Genomic DNA, 19095 nt, shown 5'->3' with positions numbered 1-19095 from the left:
GCGGCGTACGGCCGGCACCCGCTCCCAGCGGGAACCGGTGCCGGCCGAAGGGGTCAGCGGCCGGTGAACTCGGGCTTGGTCTTCTCGGTGAACGCGCGGAGGCCGGCGTGGGCGTCCTCGGTGGCGAACAGGGCCGAGAAGTGCAGGCGCTCGATATCCAGGCCGGTGGTCAGGTCGACCTCGAGGCCGTGGTCCACGGCGAGCTTGGCCGCGCGCAGCGCGAGCGACGGGCCACCCGCGAAGCGCTCCGCGAGGGCCACCGCCTGGGCGTACACGTCGGCGTCGAGGACGACCTTGTCGACCAGGCCGATGGCGAGCGCCTCGGCCGCGTCCACGTGCCGGCCGGTGAAGATGAGGTCCTTGGCCCGCGCGGGGCCGATCAGGCGGGGCAGCCGTTGCGTGCCGCCGGCGCCCGGGATGATGCCGAGCGAGATCTCCGGCTGGCCCAGCCTCGCGCCCTCTCCCGCGATCCGGAAGTCGGCGCACAGCGCCAGCTCGCAGCCGCCTCCCAGGGCGTATCCCGTGATCGCGGCGACGACCGGCTTGCCGATCTTCGCCACGGCGGTGAAACAGGCCTGCAGCTCACCGGAATGGGCGGCCATGTCCGCGTAGGTCATGCCGGCCATTTCCTTGATGTCCACCCCGGCGGCGAACACCCGCTCCCCGCCGTAGATCACCACGGCGTCCACGTCGGGATCGGCGTCGACCTGGCGGGCGCACGCGCCGAGCTCTTCCTGCATCTGGCCGTTGAGGGCGTTCATCTTCGGCCGGTCCAGCCGGATGGTCGCGACCCTGCCGCCGGTCTCGACACGTACGAATTCCGCCATGACGCCCTCCTCAGTCGGACGGCACCCGATCCCGGGGTGCCGTACCACCACGATACGGGCGGGCACGATCACCGGACCGGCGGACCATCGCGAGGGGCGTCGGTGGGTCAGTAGGTGTGCGAGCCGGGCAGCGCGGTGGAATGGGCCACCACGTCGTGGTAGACGCGCTCGTAGCCGGCGGCCATGGTGGTGACGTCGAATTCACGCTCGACGTGGCTGCGGCTGTCACGGGGCCGGAGCTCGCCGACGGCCTCGATGGCGGCGGGCAACTCGTTCGGCGAGTGCCGGATGAACCCGGTGACCCCGTCCACGACCACCTCGGGCACCGATCCGAGGCCGAGGGCGACCACCGGCGTCCCGCATGCCATCGCCTCGATCATCACAAGGCCGAAGGGCTCCTGCCAGGTGATGGGGAACATCAGGCAGCGCGCCGCCGCCATGAGCTGGCGCTTGCGCACGACGTTCGCCTCACCGTCGTACCGGGCGTCCGGCCCGAGCCTCGGGCGGATGTGCTCGTCGAAGTAGGCATGCTCGGTGGGCTCCACGAGCTTCCCCGCGAGCACGATGCGCCGCCCGGCCGCCCGGGCGGCGTCGATGGCCAGATGCGCGCCCTTGTCACCGGCGAACCTCCCGATCCAGAGCACCCAGTCCTCTTTGCGCTCGGTGAACGGGTACATCCGGGTGTCCACGGCGTTGTACACCTGCCCGACCCAGTTCAGATCGGGGGCGAAGGTCCGCTGGGCCACGGAGATGGACACCAGGAAGATGCCGTCGCCCAGGGTCCTGTAGTACTCCCCAAGCTCGCCGTCGACCGTCCCATGGCAGGTCACGACGGTCGGGGTGGCCCTGCCCTCGGCGGTGAGCGGCCCCGCCAGCGTGTGGTCGTGCACGATGTCGACGTCGAGCCGGGACAGTATCCGGGACGCCATGGCCGTGTGCAGCACCTCCGGCATGCTCTCGCCGATGCGCTCGGACGGCGCCCGGCGGTAGGTCCGCAGGAAGGAGGCCTTGGACGTGGTCCTGCCCGCCCCGATGAGCGTGACGTCGTGGCCGAGCCGCATCAGGCCCCCGACCAGATCGAAGATCATCGACTCGATGCCGCCGTAACCGCGGGGCGGCACTTCCGACCACGGGGGTGCCACCATCGCGATGCGCAGGCGGCGGGAGTCCGCGGCGTGCCTCAGTGGGCGTCCCAGCCGGGAGACGCCGAACGACGTGGTCATCTCCAGCGCCTCCCTCCGGCCTCTCCGGTGTGTCAAGCCCTCGCCGAACCCGTCCGCGATCAGTCGGAGTCCGGTACCGAGATCAGCGTCGGCGGGCGAGGCTCACTGATCAGTTTGACCCCCGCGGGAAGACCGCAAACGGTCGCGGAAACATCGTCTTCCTGCACCTTCACCATGAGCCTTGACTCGGCGAGGGGAAGATTGGACACCTGGAGCAGGCCGAACCCCTTCGGCAGGGCCGGTGCCAGCCAGACCTTCCCGTACGGAACCCATGGGTCGAACCGCAGCAGCGTCCGTACGAGATGAATGGGCGAGGCGGCGGCCCAGGCCTGGGGGGCACACGAGGTCGGATACGGGATCGGCGTCGGGAACTCGTCGCGCCCGAAGCCGCAGAAGAGCTCGGGCAGCCGCCCGGCGCAGGCCTGGGCCGCGTCCAGCAGGCCCTCGGCGATGCGCTGGGCCTCGGTGACGAAGCCGTACCGCATCAGCCCGGCCGCGACCAGCGCGTTGTCGTGCGGCCACACCGACCCGTTGTGGTAACTCATCGGGTTGTAGGCGCCCATGCCGGTGGCGAGGGTTCGCACGCCGTACCCGCTGAACATCTCGGGCGAGAGCAGGTGCCGGGCCACCAGCGGCGCCTTGTCGTCGTCCACGATCCCCGTCCACAGGCAGTGGCCCATGTTGGAGGCGAGGGAGTCGATCAGCCGTCCGTCCGCGTCCAGCCCGATCGCGAAGTAGCCGCGGTCCGGCATCCAGAACCGGTAGTTGAACGCCTCACGCAGGATCGCGGCCTGCTTCTCGCATCTTCGCTCGGTCTCGAAGTCCCCCACCTCGTGGGCGAGGTTGGCGCGCGCGATGTAGGCGGCGTAGACGTAGCCCTGCGCCTCGGCCAGGGCGATGGGGGCCCGGGCCAGGCTGCCGTCGGCGTAGTTGATCCCGTCGAAGGAGTCCTTCCACCCCTGGTTGATCAGGCCGCGGTCGGTCTTGCGCCGGTACCACAGGAAACCGTCACGCATGCCGTAATTCTCGACCCAGCCCAGCGCCGCGTCGGCGTGCGGGAGGAGCCGGCGCACCTCCTCGGCATGCAGGCCCCAGCGGCGCAGCTCGCCGAGGAGCATGACGAACAGCGGGGTGGCGTCGACCGACCCGTAGTAGGGCTGGCCGCCGGTGGATGCGGGCGCTCCGGGCTCGACGCCGTACCGCAGCTCGTGCAGGATCTTGCCGGGCTCCTCCTCGGTGAGCAGGTTGATCTTGGTGCCCTGTAGCTCGGCGAGGCGGCGCAGCGTGCCGAGGGCCATGCTCTGATCGAGCGGCAGCGCCATCCAGGAGGTCAGCAAGGAGTCCCTGCCGAAGAGCGTCATGAACCACGGCGCGCCGGCCGCGATCGTGGGAAGGTCGTTCGGGCGGTTCTTCTCGAACAGGCGCAGGCTGCCGAGGTCGGTCCTGGCTCTGCGCAGGGCTTGTGCCAGGGACACGTTCGTGGTGCTGATCGTCGGGCTGGTGCGCACCCACGCGGCCAGGCGCATGGCGGGCTCGGCACGCTCGACGGGATTGCGCGCGGAGAACCAGGCGGGCACCTCCTCGCCGTCGAGGATCGGGTCGACCTGGAGGGTCACCCGCCACTCGCTCCTCGCGGGCACGACGGTTTTGAAGGTCAGCAGCCCCGGGATCGCGTGGAACTCCGCCCCCTCGGACTCCGCGATCACCCGGGCACCGCGGGACCGGCTCGTCGAGAAGATCTTCAGCCCGGTGCTGTCCACGATCGTCTCGATGTCGGCCGCGTACTGGATGCGGTGTGCCTTGACCTCGAACAGATCGGCGACGTCGGAGGCCACCACGAGCGTCACCAGGCATCCCGCGGCCTCCTCCGCGAGGTTGCGAAGCGTGACGTCCTCGCGGAGGCCGCCTCCCACGTACCGGTCCCTGATCACCAGCATCGTGCTGTCGGCCCTCCCCGGCCGGGGAGGGATCCGGCCGAGGAAGGCGGAGTGATAGGGCTCCGCCGGCAGGACCTTCAGCCTCTCCAAGGGAGCGTCGTCGACGCGGAGTTCCCAGCGGGACACCAGGCGGGTGTCGGCGTAGTAAAGGCCCTGGGCGCCGCCCGGCAGGATGTCACCGTTCTGCTCGCAGACGCAGAAGGAGCCGCCCTCGACCAGCGTGGTGGTGGTGTCCCCCAGCGCCCCTGGCTGCCCACCGAAGGTCCAGGCTTCCACGACGGATCACGTCCTTCACGATGGAATCGCGTTGCTTCCGTCAGCCCTGCCCAGCGGGCACCCGATGCATTCGAGATTTATGCCGGGTTTCGACCTTTTTAGGTGTTTTGCCAGAGGCCGGTGCCCACCGAGGACGGTATGAGCCGTCCCCGTGGGCACCGGCCGGTGCGCGGGTCGATCAGCGAAGCGTGCCGTTGGTCATGCCGACCGGCTCCTCGGGGACGGTGATCAGGCCCAGCTCGGCCGGAGACGACATCAGCGCGTGCGCGGGCACCACCCGGACGGTGTACCCGAACGCGCCCGTGCGGTCGAGCGGCACGACGCCGGTGTAGATCGCCTTCCCGTCGTCGCCGACCGTGTCGACCGAGAGCGTGACGTAGGACGGCCGGATCAGCTCGTCGTGCACCCCCACCTTGCCGTACGCGGCCTGGACGCTGAGGTCGTCCGGGGACAGCTCGCCCAGCGCGACCGCCGCCCGCACCTCCATCGACGCCCCGAGCTCGGGGGTGTCCCCGATGCCCGACGCCTCGATGTGCTCGACCCGCACACCCGGCCAGGCGCGGGTGACCCGCAGTTTCCACGCCGCGAACTCCCGGGCCTTGGCGTGGTCGGCCTTGGACAGCTCGCGCGCCGACCCGGCGGCCGGGGTGTACAGGTCCACGACGTAGTCGCGCAGCATGCGGCCGGCGAGGACCTTCGGCCCCAGCGAGCTGAGCGTGTGCTTGACCATGTCGAGCCAGCGCCGGGGAAGCGCGCCGCCCGTACGGTCGTAGAACCGGTCGGCGACCTCGCGCTCGATCAGGTCGTACAGCGCGCCGGCCTCGAGCTCGTCACGCCGGTCGACGTCCTCGACACCGTCGGCCGTCGGGATGGCCCAGCCGTTGTTGCCGTCGTACCACTCGTCCCACCAGCCGTCCCTGATCGACAGGTTCAGCCCGCCGTTGAGTGCCGCCTTCATGCCGGAGGTGCCGCAGGCCTCCAGCGGGCGCAGCGGATTGTTCATCCACACGTCACAGCCCTGCACCATGAGCTGGCCGAGGTTCATGTCGTAGTCGGGCAGGAAGACGATGCGGTGCCGCACGTCCTCCCGGTCGGCGAACTTCACGATCTGCTGGATCAGCCTCTTGCCGCCCTCGTCGGCCGGGTGGGCCTTGCCGGCGATGACGATCTGGACGGGCTTGTCCGGGTCGAGCAGCAACTCCTTGAGCCGGTCGGGGTCCTTGAGCATGAGCGTGAGCCGCTTGTACGAGGGCACCCGCCGCGCGAACCCGATCGTGAGGACCTCGGGGTCGAGGGTCTCGTCGATCCAGCCCAGCTCCGCGGTCGAGGCGCCACGGGCGCGCCAGGAGGCGCGCAGCCGGTCACGCGCCGCGTCGACGAGCTGACGGCGCAGCCTGCCACGGATGGCCCAGATGTCCTCGTCGGAGAGCTTCTGGACCCCCTCCCAGCCCTGGGCCTTCTCGATCAGCGAAGGAAGCTCCTGGCCCGCGAGCTCCATCACCTCGCGGGCGACCCAGCTCGGGGCGTGGACGCCGTTGGTGATCGACCCGATCGGGACCTCGTCGAGGTCGAACCCCGGCCACAGGCCCTGGAACATCCCGCGGCTGACCTCGCCGTGCAGCTCCGAGACGCCGTTGACCCGCTGGGCCAGCCGCATGCCCATGACGGCCATGTTGAACACCGCCGTGTCGGCGCCGCCCTCGGGGCCCTCGGGCTCGGCCCCCAGCGCGAGGATGCGCTCGACGGGCACGGTCGGCCAGGCGTTGCCGCCGCCGAACTGCTTCTCGATCATCTCGGAGGGGAACCGGTCGATGCCCGCGGGCACCGGGGTGTGCGTGGTGAACACCGTGCCGGCCCGCACGGCCTCCAAAGCCTCGTCGAAGGACAGCCGGTGCTCGGTGAGCTCGCGGATGCGCTCGAGCCCGAGGAAGCCGGCGTGGCCCTCGTTGGTGTGGAACACCTCGGGCTCGGCGTGCCCGGTGATGCGGCAGTAGGCGCGGAGTGCCCGCACCCCGCCGATGCCGAGCAGGAGCTCCTGCATGAGCCGGTGGTCGGTGCCCCCGCCGTAGAGCCGGTCGGTGACGTCGCGCGCGGCGTTGTCGTTCTCGGCCACGTCGGAGTCGAGCAGCAGCAGCGGGACCCGGCCTGCCTGCGCCACCCAGATCTGCGCGTGCAGCGTGCGGTCGCCGGGCAGCGGGATCGCGACGCGGGCGGGCGTGCCGTCGTCCTCCTTCAGGAGGCTCAGGGGCAGGCCGCCGGGGTCGAGGCTCGGATAGTGCTCCTGCTGCCAGCCCTCGGCCGACAGGGACTGGCTGAAGTAGCCGTGCCGGTAAAGGAGCCCGACCGCGAGGATCGGCACGCCGAGGTCGCTGGCCGCCTTCAGGTGGTCGCCGGCGAGGATGCCGAGCCCTCCGGAGTACTGCGGGAGGGCGGCGGCGATGCCGTACTCGGGCGAGAAGTAGCCGACGGCGGCCGGCGCGTCCGGCAGCGTCTGGTACCAGCGAGGCGCGGTCATATACTCGCGCAAGTCGTCCGCGGCGTCGGCGAGCCTGCGAAGGAACCTGCGGTCACGGGCAAGCTCGGCAAGGCGGTCGGCCTCCACCGCTCCGAGCAGCGCGACGGGGTCGTGCCCAACCCGTTCCCACGTATAGGGATCCACCTCGGCGAACAGGTCCATGGTCTCCGGGTGCCATGACCAGCGCAGATTTTGTACGAGCTCGCCCAGGGCGGCAAGCTCCACGGGAAGGACGGTACGGACAGTGAACCTGCGGATTGCTCTCACGGGGCCAGACCCTAGTTACTCAGCGCCACGACGCGCGACCGAAACACTCTTGTGCGCCTACCAGATCTCATGCGATTCGCTCTCACCACTACCAAACCAGCTCAAACCTCACTAAAGCGGACTGGTCACTGTGATCTCAACTTGATCATGTAGACCCACCCCTTCTATGGCAACTGTCAGGGACAAAAGCTCCTCGGGGCACCCCTAACTTCCCTCCGGCAGGCTTGAAGAGGGACTATGGGGGCAGTCCCATGTAAGAGTCTCAGCCAGACCCTCCGATCCCCGGAGCGACAACCGTCACTCTGGGGACGAGTACGAACGCGCCCGCCCAACGACGGCATCGAGCCGCGACCTACTTGAAAGCAAAGATCACCTCTTGCCCAAACCCCGGCGGCGCCCGGTGCGTCGCCGCTACCTTGAGACGCGATGATCGGACGAATCCCAATACAGGACATATTCCCTGTTGTCGAGTGCGGGCGGTGGCCCGCGAAGGCGGCGGCGGGTGAGACCTTCGAGATCAGCGCCACCGTGTTCCGCGAGGGACACGACGCGGTGGCGGCCGGAGTCGTGCTGATCGACCCCGAGGGCAGGCGCGGGCGGCTGCTCCCCATGCGCGAGACGACGCCCGGCACCGATCTGTGGGCCGTGGCCGTCACTTTGCCCACGGAGGGTAACTGGCAGTTCCGCGTCGAGGCCTGGGGCGACCCCATCGGCACCTGGCTGCACGACGCCAGCATCAAGATCCCGCGTGGCATCGACTCCGATCTGATGTGCGAGGAGGGCGCGCGCCTCTTCGAGCGTGCGGCGAGGGCGGTGCGCCTGGCCGGCTGCGACAGGTGCGGGCATCGCGCGGCCCTCCAGAACGTGGCCGACCGGCTGCGGGACGACGAGCTCGATCCCCGCGCCAGGCTCGCCTTGGCACAGCTCCCGGAGACGGCGGGCGCCCTCGCCGCCCACCCGCTGCGCGACCTGGTGACCCGAGGGCCGAGGTACCGCATCAGGGTCGACCGCAGGCGGGCGCTGTTCGGCTCCTGGTACGAGTTCTTCCCCCGGTCGGAGGGGGCGATCCTCGAAGAGGGCGCCAGTCCCACGTCCGGCACCTTCCGGACCGCCGCCGAACGGCTGCCGGCCGTGGCAGGCATGGGGTTCGACGTGGTGTACCTGCCCCCGATCCACCCGATCGGCGAGACCTTCCGCAAGGGCCGCAACAACACCCTGCATCCCGAGCCGTACGACCCGGGCTCGCCCTGGGCGATCGGCTCCGAGGACGGTGGCCACGACGCCATCCATCCCGACCTCGGCACCTTCGAGGACTTCGACGTCTTCGTGCGGCGCGCGCGCGGCCTGGGCCTGGAGATCGCGCTCGACCTCGCCCTGCAGTGCTCCCCCGACCACCCGTGGGTCAAGGAGCATCCAGAGTGGTTCACGATCCGGGCCGACGGCACCATCGCGTACGCCGAGAACCCGCCGAAGAAGTACCAGGACATCTACCCACTGAACTTCGACAAGGACCCTGAGGGCATCTATGCCGAGGTCCTGCGGGTCGTCCGGCTCTGGATGGACCACGGCGTGCGGATCTTCCGGGTGGACAACCCGCACACCAAGCCCGTGGGATTCTGGGAGCGGCTGCTCGCCGAGATCAACCTGACCGACCCGGACGTGTTGTTCCTGTCGGAGGCGTTCACCCGCCCCCCGATGCTCCGCGGCCTGGCCAAGGTCGGATTCCACCAGTCGTACACGTACTTCACGTGGAAGAACTCCAAGGCCGACATCGAGGGCTATTTCCACGAGCTCTCCCACGAGACGTCGCATTACCTGCGGCCCAACTTCTTCGTCAATACGCCCGACATTCTTCACGAGTACCTGCAGAACGGCGGCGTGCCGGCGTTCAAGATTCGTGCGGTCCTGGCGGCGCTGGCGTCACCCACATGGGGTGTCTACGCGGGTTACGAGCTCGCGGAGAACACCCCGGTACGACCGGGCAGCGAGGAGTACCTCCACAGCGAGAAGTTCGAGCTGCGTCCTCGCGACTGGGCCGCCGCGGAACGCGAGGGCCGGAGCCTGGCGCCGTTCATCACCCTTCTCAATTTGTTCCGAAGAGCACACCCTGCGGTTCAGGAACTGCGTAACCTACGATTCCACAACGTCGACCACCCGGACATGGTCTGCTTCTCCAAGCGGCTGCCCGGCGCCTATGACCCGTCCACACGACGGCACGGCCTAGGCGACGTGGTCGTGGTCGTCGTCAATCTCGATCCGCACACCACACATGAGGCGACGGTCCGGCTGGACATGCCTGCCCTCGGCCTCGATTGGGACGCCGAATTCGTCGTGGACGATGAGCTTTCGGGCGATTCGTACCATTGGCGGCATGCCAACTACGTCCGCCTCGATCCGCACATCAATCCAGCACACGTCCTCACACTGCGAGCGACACCGACCGGTCAGCCATAGACATATGGCGATGCTGACGGCGGAAAAGCGAGCATAAGCACAGCGGGGAGTCCACAGGTGAGCTTGACGCCTCAGCCCGTCCCGAACACCTTCACACACGAGAAGCCGCGCGATCCATACTGGTACAAACGCGCTGTTTTCTACGAAGTCCTCATCCGAGGCTTCGCAGATTCCAATGGGGACGGAACCGGAGATATCCGCGGTCTCATCAACAAGCTGGATTATCTCCAGTGGCTTGGTGTCGACTGTCTGTGGCTTCTGCCACTGTACGAGTCGCCCCTCAAAGACGGCGGATACGATATTTCCGACTTTATGAAGATTCTCCCTGATTTCGGGGATCTCGGGGACTTCATCAAGCTCGTCGACGAGGCACACAAGCGCGGCATGCGGGTCATCGCCGACCTGGTCATGAACCACACCAGCGACCAGCACCCGTGGTTCCAGGCGTCCCGTCACGACCCGACCGGGCCGTTCGGCGACTTCTACGTCTGGTCCCAGGACGGCGAGCAGTACAAGGACGCCCGGATCATCTTCATCGACACCGAGACGTCCAACTGGACCTACGACCCGGTGCGCGGCGAGTACTACTGGCACCGGTTCTTCCACCACCAGCCGGACCTCAACTACGAGAACCCGGCGGTCCAGGAGGCCATGCTGGAGGTCCTGCGCTTCTGGCTGGACCTCGGCATCGACGGGTTCCGCATGGACGCCATCCCCTACCTGTTCGAGCAGGAGGGCACCAACTGCGAGAACCTCCCGCAGACCCACGCCTACCTCAAGTCGGTCAGGAAAGAGGTCGACCGCCTCTATCCCGACCGCGTGCTGCTGGCGGAGGCGAACCAGTGGCCGGCCGACGTGGTCGAGTACTTCGGCGACACGGTCTCCGGCGGCGACGAGTGCCACATGGCGTTCCACTTCCCGCTCATGCCGCGCATCTTCATGGCCGTCCGCCGGGAGACCCGCTATCCCATCTCGGAGATCATGGCGCAGACGCCGAAGATCCCCGAGAACTGCCAGTGGGGCATCTTCCTGCGCAACCACGACGAGCTGACGCTCGAGATGGTGACCGACGAAGAGCGCGACTACATGTACACCGAGTACGCCAAGGACCCGCGCATGCGGGCCAACGTCGGCATCCGCCGCCGCCTGGCCCCGCTGCTGGAGAACGACCGCAACCAGATCGAGTTGTTCACCGCCCTGCTCATGAGCCTGCCGGGGAGCCCCGTGCTCTACTACGGCGACGAGATCGGGATGGGCGACAACATCTGGCTGGGCGACCGTGACGGCGTCCGCACCCCCATGCAGTGGACGCCCGACCGCAACGCGGGATTCTCCGACTGCGACCCCGGCCGCCTGTACCTGCCAGTGATCATGGACCCGATCTACGGGTACCAGGCGCTCAACGTCGAGGCGCAGCAGAAGAACCCCGGCTCGCTCCTCCACTTCACCAAGAAGATGATCGAGATCCGGAAGCGGCACCCCGTCTTCGGGCTGGGCGAGTTCACCGAGCTCAACTCGTCCAACCCCAGCGTGCTCGCGTTCGTGCGCGAGCTCGGCGACGACCGGGTCCTGTGCGTCAACAACCTCTCCCGCTTCCCCCAGCCCGTTGAGCTGGACCTGCGAAGGTTCGAGGACGTCACTCCCGTGGAGTGCACCGGTGGAGTTCCATTTCCACCGATTGGCGAACTTCCGTATCTTTTGACGCTGCCTGGGCATGGGTTCTATTGGTTCACCCTTCCGCCCACGAGCGCTGCAGCCGAGGAGACGTGACACATACTCTCGAGGAGCTACTTGCCGGCTGGATCACCCATCAGCGGTGGTTCGCCGGCAAGGGCCGCGCGATCACAGAGCTGGCCGTGGAGGTCACCACCCCGCTCGCCCTTCGTGGTCCTGCAGAATCCCTCCACAGCGATGTGGCGGGTTCCTCCAGGACCACGGACGCCTCGGCGAGAACCCATGCCGAGGAACAGATCCTCCTGCGCCACCTGATCATCACCGTCAGGCAGGACTCGCACACCGATCGCTACCAGCTGCTTCTGGGGTTCCGCCCCCGGCTTCCCCAGCGTCTCCAGCACGTCGCGATCGGTGAGACCCCGGACGGCTTCGCCTACGACGCCGTCCACGACGCCGACGTCACCGGGGTCCTGCTGTCGTCCATCGCCAAGGACGCCGACCTCGGCGGGCTCCGCTTCCGCCACATGCCGGGCACCCAGATCGACACCTCGCCGCGGAGCCTCGTACTCGGCGGCGAGCAGTCCAACACCTCGCTGGTGTTCGGCGACGCCTACATCTGCAAGCTCTTCCGTAAGATCATCCCCGGCGTGAACCCCGAGCTCGAAGTGGTGTCGGCGCTGGCCGAGCGCGGCTCGCCCAACATCGCCCGGCCGTACGGCTGGATCGAGGCCGACGTCGACGGCCAGAACACCACGCTCGCGTTCACGCAGGAGTTCCTGCCCACCGCCAGCGACGGGTGGGCACTGGCCCTCACCAGCGTGCGCGACCTGTACGGGTCGCTGCCCGGCACCACCGCCGCCGACGCCGGAGGCGACTTCGCCGCCGAGTCGCACCGCCTCGGCGTGGCGACCGCCCATCTGCACAAGGAGCTGGCCGCCGCCTTCCCCACGAACACGGTGGAGGCGCCCGAGGTCAAGCGGATGGTCGAAGGCTTCAGACGGCGGCTCGAAGCGGCCATCGGCGAGGTGCCCCCGCTCGCCGAGCACGCCGGAGTCGCCCACGAGACGTTCGACCGGCTGGCCGACATCCGCCGGCCGATCATCGTGCAACGGGTCCACGGCGACTACCACCTTGGCCAGGTCATGCGCACCCCTAGTGAGTGGGTCGTGCTCGATTTCGAGGGCGAGCCGGGCCAGCCGCTCCACGAGCGGCGGGCGCTGGACTCACCGCTCAGGGACGTGGCGGGCATGCTGCGATCATTCGACTACGCGGCCCGCCATCTGCTCTCCGACCACCCCGACGCCGAAGCCCTGGAACAGCGGGCGGCCCAGTGGGCCCAGCGCAACCGAGCCGCCTTCATCGCGGGGTACTCGGCGGGCGGCGGGCGCATCCACGGCGATGACGCCGTGCTGCTGCGGGCGCTGGAGCTGAGCAAGGCCGCCTACGAGGTCGAGTACGAGTCCCGCAACCGGCCCACCTGGCTCCCCATCCCGCTCTCGGCCTTCAGGAACGCCGTCAGCTGACACCTCGTTCGCCTGCCTTGACCGCCACCCTCTCCGATACGATCCGTAGCCGATGGCATGCGGAGCGTGAAGGTGGTGGTACGGATGGCGCGACGACGGTCGGCGATCATCCTCGTGGGCGCCGCCATCCTCGCCGTGGTGCTGGGCACGGGCGTTGCGGTGACTCTGATCTTGACGGGCAGGGACGAGAGGGCGCAGCGCCGGTGGGAGACCGGCGCCGCGCACCCCGGCGGGACCCCTTCGGGGCACCCGGGACAGGCCGATCCGGGGTACGAGGACGAGTCCAGTGCCCGCAGCCGCGAGAGCCGCGCCCGTCACGGTGAGCGGACCGGGGCCCCGCCCTCCGCGAACGCCCCCGGCGATCCACGTGACGGTGGCCTGCCACCGGCTCCCACCCGAGCGGAGGAGGACCGGGCGACGCGGTTGCTGCTCGCCGACCCCCCGCTCGCGAAGATCGTGCGGAAGGCCTACGCCGAGGCGGCGCACAGGACGCTGTCGTCGGCCGCCGACCTGAGGGTACGGTCCCTGATCTTCCGGCGGTTCGGCTGCGAGACCCGCCGCTGCCTGCAGCTTTTCGTGTGGTTCCCCAACGGCGAGGCGCTCGACATCGGCCGGATCGTCGTCGACATGTCCTCTGGAGGCGTTCGGGTCCTGCGGTGGTGATCCGCCGTGGACGTCCCGCCTCGCCCATTCCAGCCACCATTGACGTCTTCAAGGTGTGACGGTCTGAGGCACCGCCGTCAGACGCGAATCCCGGCGTCTTGGTGTGATCCGGGCGACATCATGGGTTGGCGCCCAGATGTGGGGCAGGGTTAGCTCATCACAGCGAACACGGTGCCGAGGAGCGGTGAGCGATCTGATGAACGCGGACCTGGACCTGAACCGGCTGGCCGGCGGCGCGCACCACGATCCACACTCGATCCTGGGCGCGCACCTCTCACCCGACGGTTTGACCGTACGGGCGCTCAAGCCGCTGGCCGAGAAGGTCGAGCTGGTGCTGGACGACGGCACCCACGAGATGCCCCACGAGGCCTACGGGGTGTTCGGCGTGACGCTGCCGGGGGTGGACAAGATCCCCGCCTACCGGGTGCGGGTCACCTACCCGGGCGGCGAGCCGTACGAGACGGGTGATCCGTACCGCCACTGGCCCACCCTGGGCGAGGTCGACCTGCACCTGATCGGCGAGGGCCGTCACGAGCGCCTGTGGGAGGTCCTCGGAGCCCGTGCGACACGGCACGACGACGAGGATGGCACCGCCTTCGCCGTCTGGGCGCCGAACGCGCTCGGCGTCCGCGTGGAGGGCGGGTTCAACCACTGGAACGGCTCCGGCCATCCGATGCGGTCACTCGGCCGGTCGGGGGTGTGGGAGCTGTTCATCCCGGGCGTCGGACCGGGCGAGCACTACAAGTTCTCGATCCTCGGCGCCGACGCCGTCTGGCGGTCCAAGGCCGACCCGATGGCCCGCCGCGCCGAGCGGGCGCCGGGCACCGCGTCGATCGTGGACTCCTCCACCTACACCTGGCGCGACGACGAGTGGATGCGCCGGCGGGCCGAGCAGAACCCGATGACCTCGCCGATGAGCGCCTACGAGGTGCACCTCGGCTCGTGGCGACCCGGGCTGACGTACGAGGAGATGGCGTCACAGCTCGTCGAGTACGTCCAGCACATGGGCTTCACGCACGTGGAACTGCTGCCGGTCGCCGAGCATCCCTTCGGCGGCTCCTGGGGCTACCAGGTGACCTCCTACTACGCGCCCACCTCGCGTTTCGGCAGCCCCGACGAGTTCCGGCACCTCGTCGACCGGCTGCACGAGGCGGGCATCGGCGTGCTCCTCGACTGGGTGCCCGCCCACTTCCCCATGGACGAGTGGGCGCTGGCCCGGTTCGACGGCACGCCCCTGTACGAGCACGCCGACCCCAGACGGGGTGAGCATCCCGAGTGGGGCACCTACATCTTCGACTTCGGCCGCCGCGAGGTGCGTAACTTCCTGGTCGCGAACGCCGTCTACTGGCTCAAGGAGTTCCACATCGACGGCCTGCGCGTGGACGCGGTCGCCTCGATGCTCTACCTCGACTACTCCCGGCGCGAGGGCGAGTGGACGCCCAACATCTACGGCGGGCGCGAGAACCTCGACGCCGTGGAGTTCCTCAAGGAGATGAACTCCGTCGCCTACCGCGAGGCGCCCGGCATCGTCACGATCGCGGAGGAGTCGACCGCGTGGCCCGGCGTCACCCGGCCGGTGCACCTGGGCGGGCTCGGCTTCGGGTTCAAGTGGAACATGGGCTGGATGCACGACACCCTCGCCTACCTGCACCACGAGCCGGTGTTCCGGCAGTACCACCACCACCAGATGACGTTCTCGCTGATGTACGCGTACTCCGAGAACTTCGTGCTGCCCCTCTCGCACGACGAGGTGGTGCACGGCAAGGGTTCGCTGATCGGCAAGATGCCCGGCGACGAATGGCAGCGCTTCGCCAACCTGCGCGCCCTGTTCGCGTTCATGTGGGCCCATCCCGGCAAGAAGCTGCTGTTCATGGGCAGCGAGTTCGGCCAGGGCTCCGAGTGGTCGGAGGAGCGGGGCCTCGACTGGTGGGTCCTGGACTTCGAACCGCACCAAGGCGTCCAGCAGCTCGTCCGCGACCTGAACCGGGTGTACACCGAGACACGGGCCCTGCACTCCCAGGACCACTCGTCCAAGGGCTTCTCCTGGATCGACGCCGACGACGCCCCGGGCAACGTCTTCTCGTTCCTGCGCCTGGGCGACGACGGTTCGATGGTGGCCTGCGTGGCGAACTTCTCGGGACAACAGCACGGGAACTACGTCGTCGGCCTGCCCGCCGCGGGACGGTGGGACGAGGTGATCAACACCGACGCCTACAACTACTACGGCAGCGGGGTCGGCAACCTGGGCTCGGTCGAGGCCGTCGACGAGCCCTGGCACGGCCAGCCGTACTCTGCCCGGCTCGTGGTGCCGCCGCTGGGCGCCCTCTGGCTGCGCTATGCCGGGTCTCCCGCCGCGGAAGCGCCGGCGCTGACGGACGTAGAGGCGGAGACCGTACATCCGGTGACCGACGACGCGGTTCCTCCGGCCGGGGAGCCCCGGAACGGCGGCCACGACGCAACCTGAGGGAACCAGACGGTAATCCCGGTGCCTCCCACAGGAAAACGTCGCCTAGGGTGTCGCTATGGACGCGACTAAGGCGATCATGGATACGGTCGACCGGTTCCGGCAGCGGCGCAACGCCCCTCTGGTCCTGGAGCTCGATCTCACCGATGGGCTCTCGGAGGGGCCGCCCGCCGATCCGCTCAGCGCGATCCTGTCCATGCGCAAAACCCGTCTCGCCGACGTGCTCGAAGGGCTGCGCCGGGCCCGCAGGGATCCCCGGGTCAAGGGCCTGGTCGTGAAGATCGGCGGCCGGCCCATGGGGCTGGCCATGGTGCAGGAGCTGCGCACGGCCGTCGTCCAGCTCCGGGCCGCGGGGAAACTGACCGTGGCCTTCGCCGAGACGTTCGGCGAGTTCGGCGCGGGCACCGTGCCCTACTACCTGGCCAGCGCCTTCGAGAAGGTCTACCTGCAGCCGTCGGGCGACGTCGGGCTGACCGGCATCTCGCTGGAACAGCGTTTCGTGAAGAACGCGCTCGGCAAGATCGGCGTCGACTACCAGATCGGCCAGCGGCACGAGTACAAGACCGCGGCCAACATGTTCACCCAGGACCACATGACCGACGCGCATCGCGAGTCGGCCGCCCGCATCGCCGAGTCCGTCATCGAGCAGGTCGTCTCCGGCATCGCCCAGGGCCGCGGCCTGGCCCCTGAGCGCGTGCGCGAGCTCATTGACCAGGGCCCGTTCATCGGCGAGGAGGCGGTCGAGGCGGGGCTGGTCGACCGGCTGGCCTACCGCGACGAGGTGTACGACGAGGTCCGCGACGAGGGCGACCTGCTGCTGTTCGTCTCGCGGTACGCCAAGGGCGCCGCCATCGCCAAGAAGCTGCCGCATCCCGGTGAGCGGGTCATCGCGCAGATCAACGGGCACGGCATGATCCGCCTCGGCCGCAGCGGGCGCAGCCCGCTCGGCGGCGGCGGCGCCATGGGCTCCGACACCATCTGTGCGGCGTTCCGGGCCGCCCGCCGTGACGACAACGTCAAGGCGATCGTCTTCCGCGTCGACAGCCCCGGCGGGTCGTACGTCGCCTCGGACGCCATCTGGCGGGAGGTCGTGCTGGCTCGCAAGGCCGGCAAGCCGGTGATCATCTCGATGGGCGACCTGGCCGCGTCGGGCGGCTACTTCGTCTCGATGGCCGCCGACGTGATCGTGGCCCAGCCCGGCACGCTGACCGGGTCGATCGGCGTCTTCGGCGGCAAGCCCTCGGTCGCCGGGTTCCTCGGCCGCATCGGCGTCACCTCCGAGTCGGTCGACGTGGGCGCCAACTCGGGGATGTTCTCCCCGAGCCGGGCCTATTCGGAGCCGCAGTGGGCGCGGGTCAACGCCTGGCTCGACCGCATCTACGACGACTTCGTGGGCAAGGTCGCCGAGGGCAGGGGCATCGACCGCGATCGTGCTCACGAGCTCGCGCGCGGCCGGGTGTGGACGGGCGCCGACGCGTTCAGCGGGGGCCTGGTCGACGAGCTGGGCGGCCTCGAGGACGCTCTGACGCTCGCGCGAAGCAGGGTGAACCTCCCCAAGGACGCCCCGGTGCGCACCTATCCGCGGATGCACCCACTGGAGCGGCTCCGGCCCGCGGAGTCCAGCGAGGACAAGGCCGCCGCCGTCAGCCAGGTACGCCTGGAGGCCTGGGGCCCCCTCACCCGAGTAGCCGCCGAACTCGGCCTCCCCACCTACGGCCCCCTAGTACTCCCCGGCACCTGGACAATCCACTAACCACCCCACCACCTAGACGTCTACCAACCACTCCGTCCCAGGACGGCCGGATCAGGCCCGGCCCGGCACGGCGGTGTTGTACCGGCCCGGGACGGACGAATTCGTCCCAGCCCGGGACGGCCGGTTCTCACCGGCCTAGGACGGACGAATCCGGCCCGGCACGGCGAGGTTGTACCGGCCCGGGACGGACAATTCGGCCCAGCCCGGCATGGCCGGTTCTCACCGGCCTAGGACGGACGAATCCGGCCCGGCACGCCGGGGTTGTACCGGCCCGGGACGGACGAATTCGGCCCGGCACGGCGAGGTTGTACCGGCCCGGGACGGACGAATTCGGCCCGGCACGGCGGGGTTGTACCGGCCCGCCCGGGAGGGCCGGTTCTCACCGGCCTAGGACGGGAGTTTCACCGGCGCCGGTACGGCGAGGATGGGGGCGGTGAATACGGCGCCGTTTGCGGCGGGTGGCCGGTGGGTTCGGTGGTTGCCCGCCGGCCGGTGGGCGGGGTGGTTGGTCGCGCCCCTGTCATACGACCCAGGCGGGGACGAGTTTGTCGCCGTCGGGTCGGGCGCAGGCAGGTGAGACGTCGATGGGGCCGTCGACCGTGTACGCCCGGCCGCCCGCCGGCGCGGCCACGATGGCGGTCATGCCGTCGTCGCCCGAGAAGATCCGGCGGCGCACGTCGGGGGGCATCACCACGGTGTCCCCCGGCTCGATCGCGAGCCTTTCCCCGCCGAGTTCGACGGTCGCGCCCCCGGAGAGGAACGTCCACACCTGCTCGACGTCGAAGGCGTGCGCGGGGCCCGACTGACCGGCTCTCATCTCCACGTGCCACATGGACAGCCCGGCGCCGCCCTGCGTGGGTGAGGCGAAGGTGGTCATGACGGCGTTAGGCGTCTCTGTCCTGCGGGTCGCGGCATGGCGAATGATGGACATGACGAGCATCTCCTAATATCGACAATATGGTTGTCTATATAGTGAACGAGGTTGTCCATCGTGTCAACTGACTCCTCTGCCCCCAAGCCGCCGGCGGCCACGCCCGGAGCGGGACCGCCGGCCGACCCTCCCGGCTTCGAACTGCCGCTGCGTCTCTTCCTCGGGTTCCGCACCCTCATCGACGAGCTGCACGCCGAACTCGCCCGCCAGGGGCATCCCGACGTACGGCCGATGCACGGATTCGTCATGCAGGCCATCGGCACGCGCGGCACGACGGCCGCCGAGCTGGGCCGGCGGCTGGGAGTATCCAAGCAGGCCGCAGGCAAGACGATCGACGCGCTCGAACGCATCGGGTACGTCGAGCGCGGCACCGACCCGGGCGACGCCCGGCGCAAGATCGTGCGGCTCACCGAGCGGGGTACCGACAGCCTCGTACGGTCGGCCCGCATCTTCGAGGACCTCCGGGCCGGCTGGGCCAAGACGCTGGGCGAGGACCGCCTCCGCGCCCTGGAGTCAGACCTCCGCCTGGTCACCCCACCCGACCTCTTCCGCCTCGACGTGCCCGGCTGGTTCGGCGGCTACCAATGA

The 19095-nt window shown here is 69.2% G+C and carries 12 protein-coding genes; 7 read left to right on the top strand and 5 right to left on the bottom strand.

The window, feature by feature from the left end; translation table 11 throughout:
• Positions 1-53: 53 nt before the first annotated feature.
• From ABD810_RS35365 to glgP, 4 genes are all read right to left on the bottom strand, one after another.
• A complete protein-coding gene (locus tag ABD810_RS35365) occupies positions 54-827 on the bottom strand; it encodes an enoyl-CoA hydratase/isomerase family protein (RefSeq protein WP_344951180.1) in 774 nt (257 codons plus the stop codon).
• A gap of 107 nt (positions 828-934) precedes the next feature.
• A complete protein-coding gene (locus tag ABD810_RS35360) occupies positions 935-2050 on the bottom strand; it encodes a glycosyltransferase family 4 protein (protein ID WP_344951177.1) in 1116 nt (371 codons plus the stop codon).
• A gap of 59 nt (positions 2051-2109) precedes the next feature.
• On the bottom strand, positions 2110-4263 hold the full coding sequence (locus tag ABD810_RS35355; protein ID WP_344951173.1) for an amylo-alpha-1,6-glucosidase: 2154 nt from the start codon (positions 4261-4263) through the stop codon (positions 2110-2112).
• A gap of 178 nt (positions 4264-4441) precedes the next feature.
• Positions 4442-7045: an alpha-glucan family phosphorylase gene (gene glgP, locus ABD810_RS35350; RefSeq protein WP_344951170.1), complete on the bottom strand. Its 2604-nt coding sequence runs from the start codon at positions 7043-7045 to the stop codon at positions 4442-4444.
• A 426-nt stretch (positions 7046-7471) separates the two neighbouring features.
• On the opposite strand from glgP, the gene ABD810_RS35345 reads away from it, so the two are divergent.
• The 6 genes from ABD810_RS35345 to ABD810_RS35320 all read left to right on the top strand — a co-directional run bounded on the left by ABD810_RS35345 (position 7472) and on the right by ABD810_RS35320 (position 17576).
• A complete protein-coding gene (locus ABD810_RS35345) occupies positions 7472-9499 on the top strand; it encodes an alpha-1,4-glucan--maltose-1-phosphate maltosyltransferase (protein WP_344951167.1) in 2028 nt (675 codons plus the stop codon).
• Between the two features lie 57 nt (positions 9500-9556).
• Entirely contained in the window at positions 9557-11269 is a 1713-nt protein-coding gene (gene treS / locus ABD810_RS35340) for a maltose alpha-D-glucosyltransferase (RefSeq protein ID WP_344951164.1), read from the top strand.
• On the top strand, positions 11266-12696 hold the full coding sequence (locus ABD810_RS35335) for a maltokinase N-terminal cap-like domain-containing protein (protein ID WP_344951161.1): 1431 nt from the start codon (positions 11266-11268) through the stop codon (positions 12694-12696). The genes treS and ABD810_RS35335 overlap by 4 nt, the downstream gene beginning before the upstream one ends.
• Before the next feature lie 84 nt (positions 12697-12780).
• Positions 12781-13359 (top strand): hypothetical protein, encoded by a 579-nt coding sequence (locus ABD810_RS35330; RefSeq protein ID WP_344951158.1) that lies wholly within the window; start codon positions 12781-12783, stop codon positions 13357-13359.
• A gap of 196 nt (positions 13360-13555) precedes the next feature.
• Positions 13556-15823 (top strand): 1,4-alpha-glucan branching protein GlgB, encoded by a 2268-nt coding sequence (glgB, locus tag ABD810_RS35325; RefSeq protein WP_344951664.1) that lies wholly within the window; start codon positions 13556-13558, stop codon positions 15821-15823.
• Between the two features lie 58 nt (positions 15824-15881).
• Positions 15882-17576: a S49 family peptidase gene (locus ABD810_RS35320; RefSeq protein WP_344951155.1), complete on the top strand. Its 1695-nt coding sequence runs from the start codon at positions 15882-15884 to the stop codon at positions 17574-17576.
• Positions 17577-18096: 520 nt separating this feature from the next.
• Here ABD810_RS35320 and ABD810_RS35315 read toward each other — a convergent pair.
• Positions 18097-18507 carry a cupin domain-containing protein gene (locus ABD810_RS35315; RefSeq protein ID WP_344951152.1) on the bottom strand — a complete coding sequence of 137 codons (411 nt, stop codon included), beginning with the start codon at positions 18505-18507 and terminating at the stop codon, positions 18097-18099.
• A 60-nt stretch (positions 18508-18567) separates the two neighbouring features.
• Between ABD810_RS35315 and ABD810_RS35310 the strand changes: the two genes are divergently transcribed.
• Positions 18568-19095: a MarR family winged helix-turn-helix transcriptional regulator gene (locus ABD810_RS35310; protein ID WP_344951149.1), complete on the top strand. Its 528-nt coding sequence runs from the start codon at positions 18568-18570 to the stop codon at positions 19093-19095.

The organism is Sphaerisporangium flaviroseum, assembly GCF_039537005.1.
GTDB classification, from domain to species: domain Bacteria; phylum Actinomycetota; class Actinomycetes; order Streptosporangiales; family Streptosporangiaceae; genus Sphaerisporangium; species Sphaerisporangium flaviroseum.
This window is presented reverse-complemented; position numbering and strand designations above follow the sequence as displayed.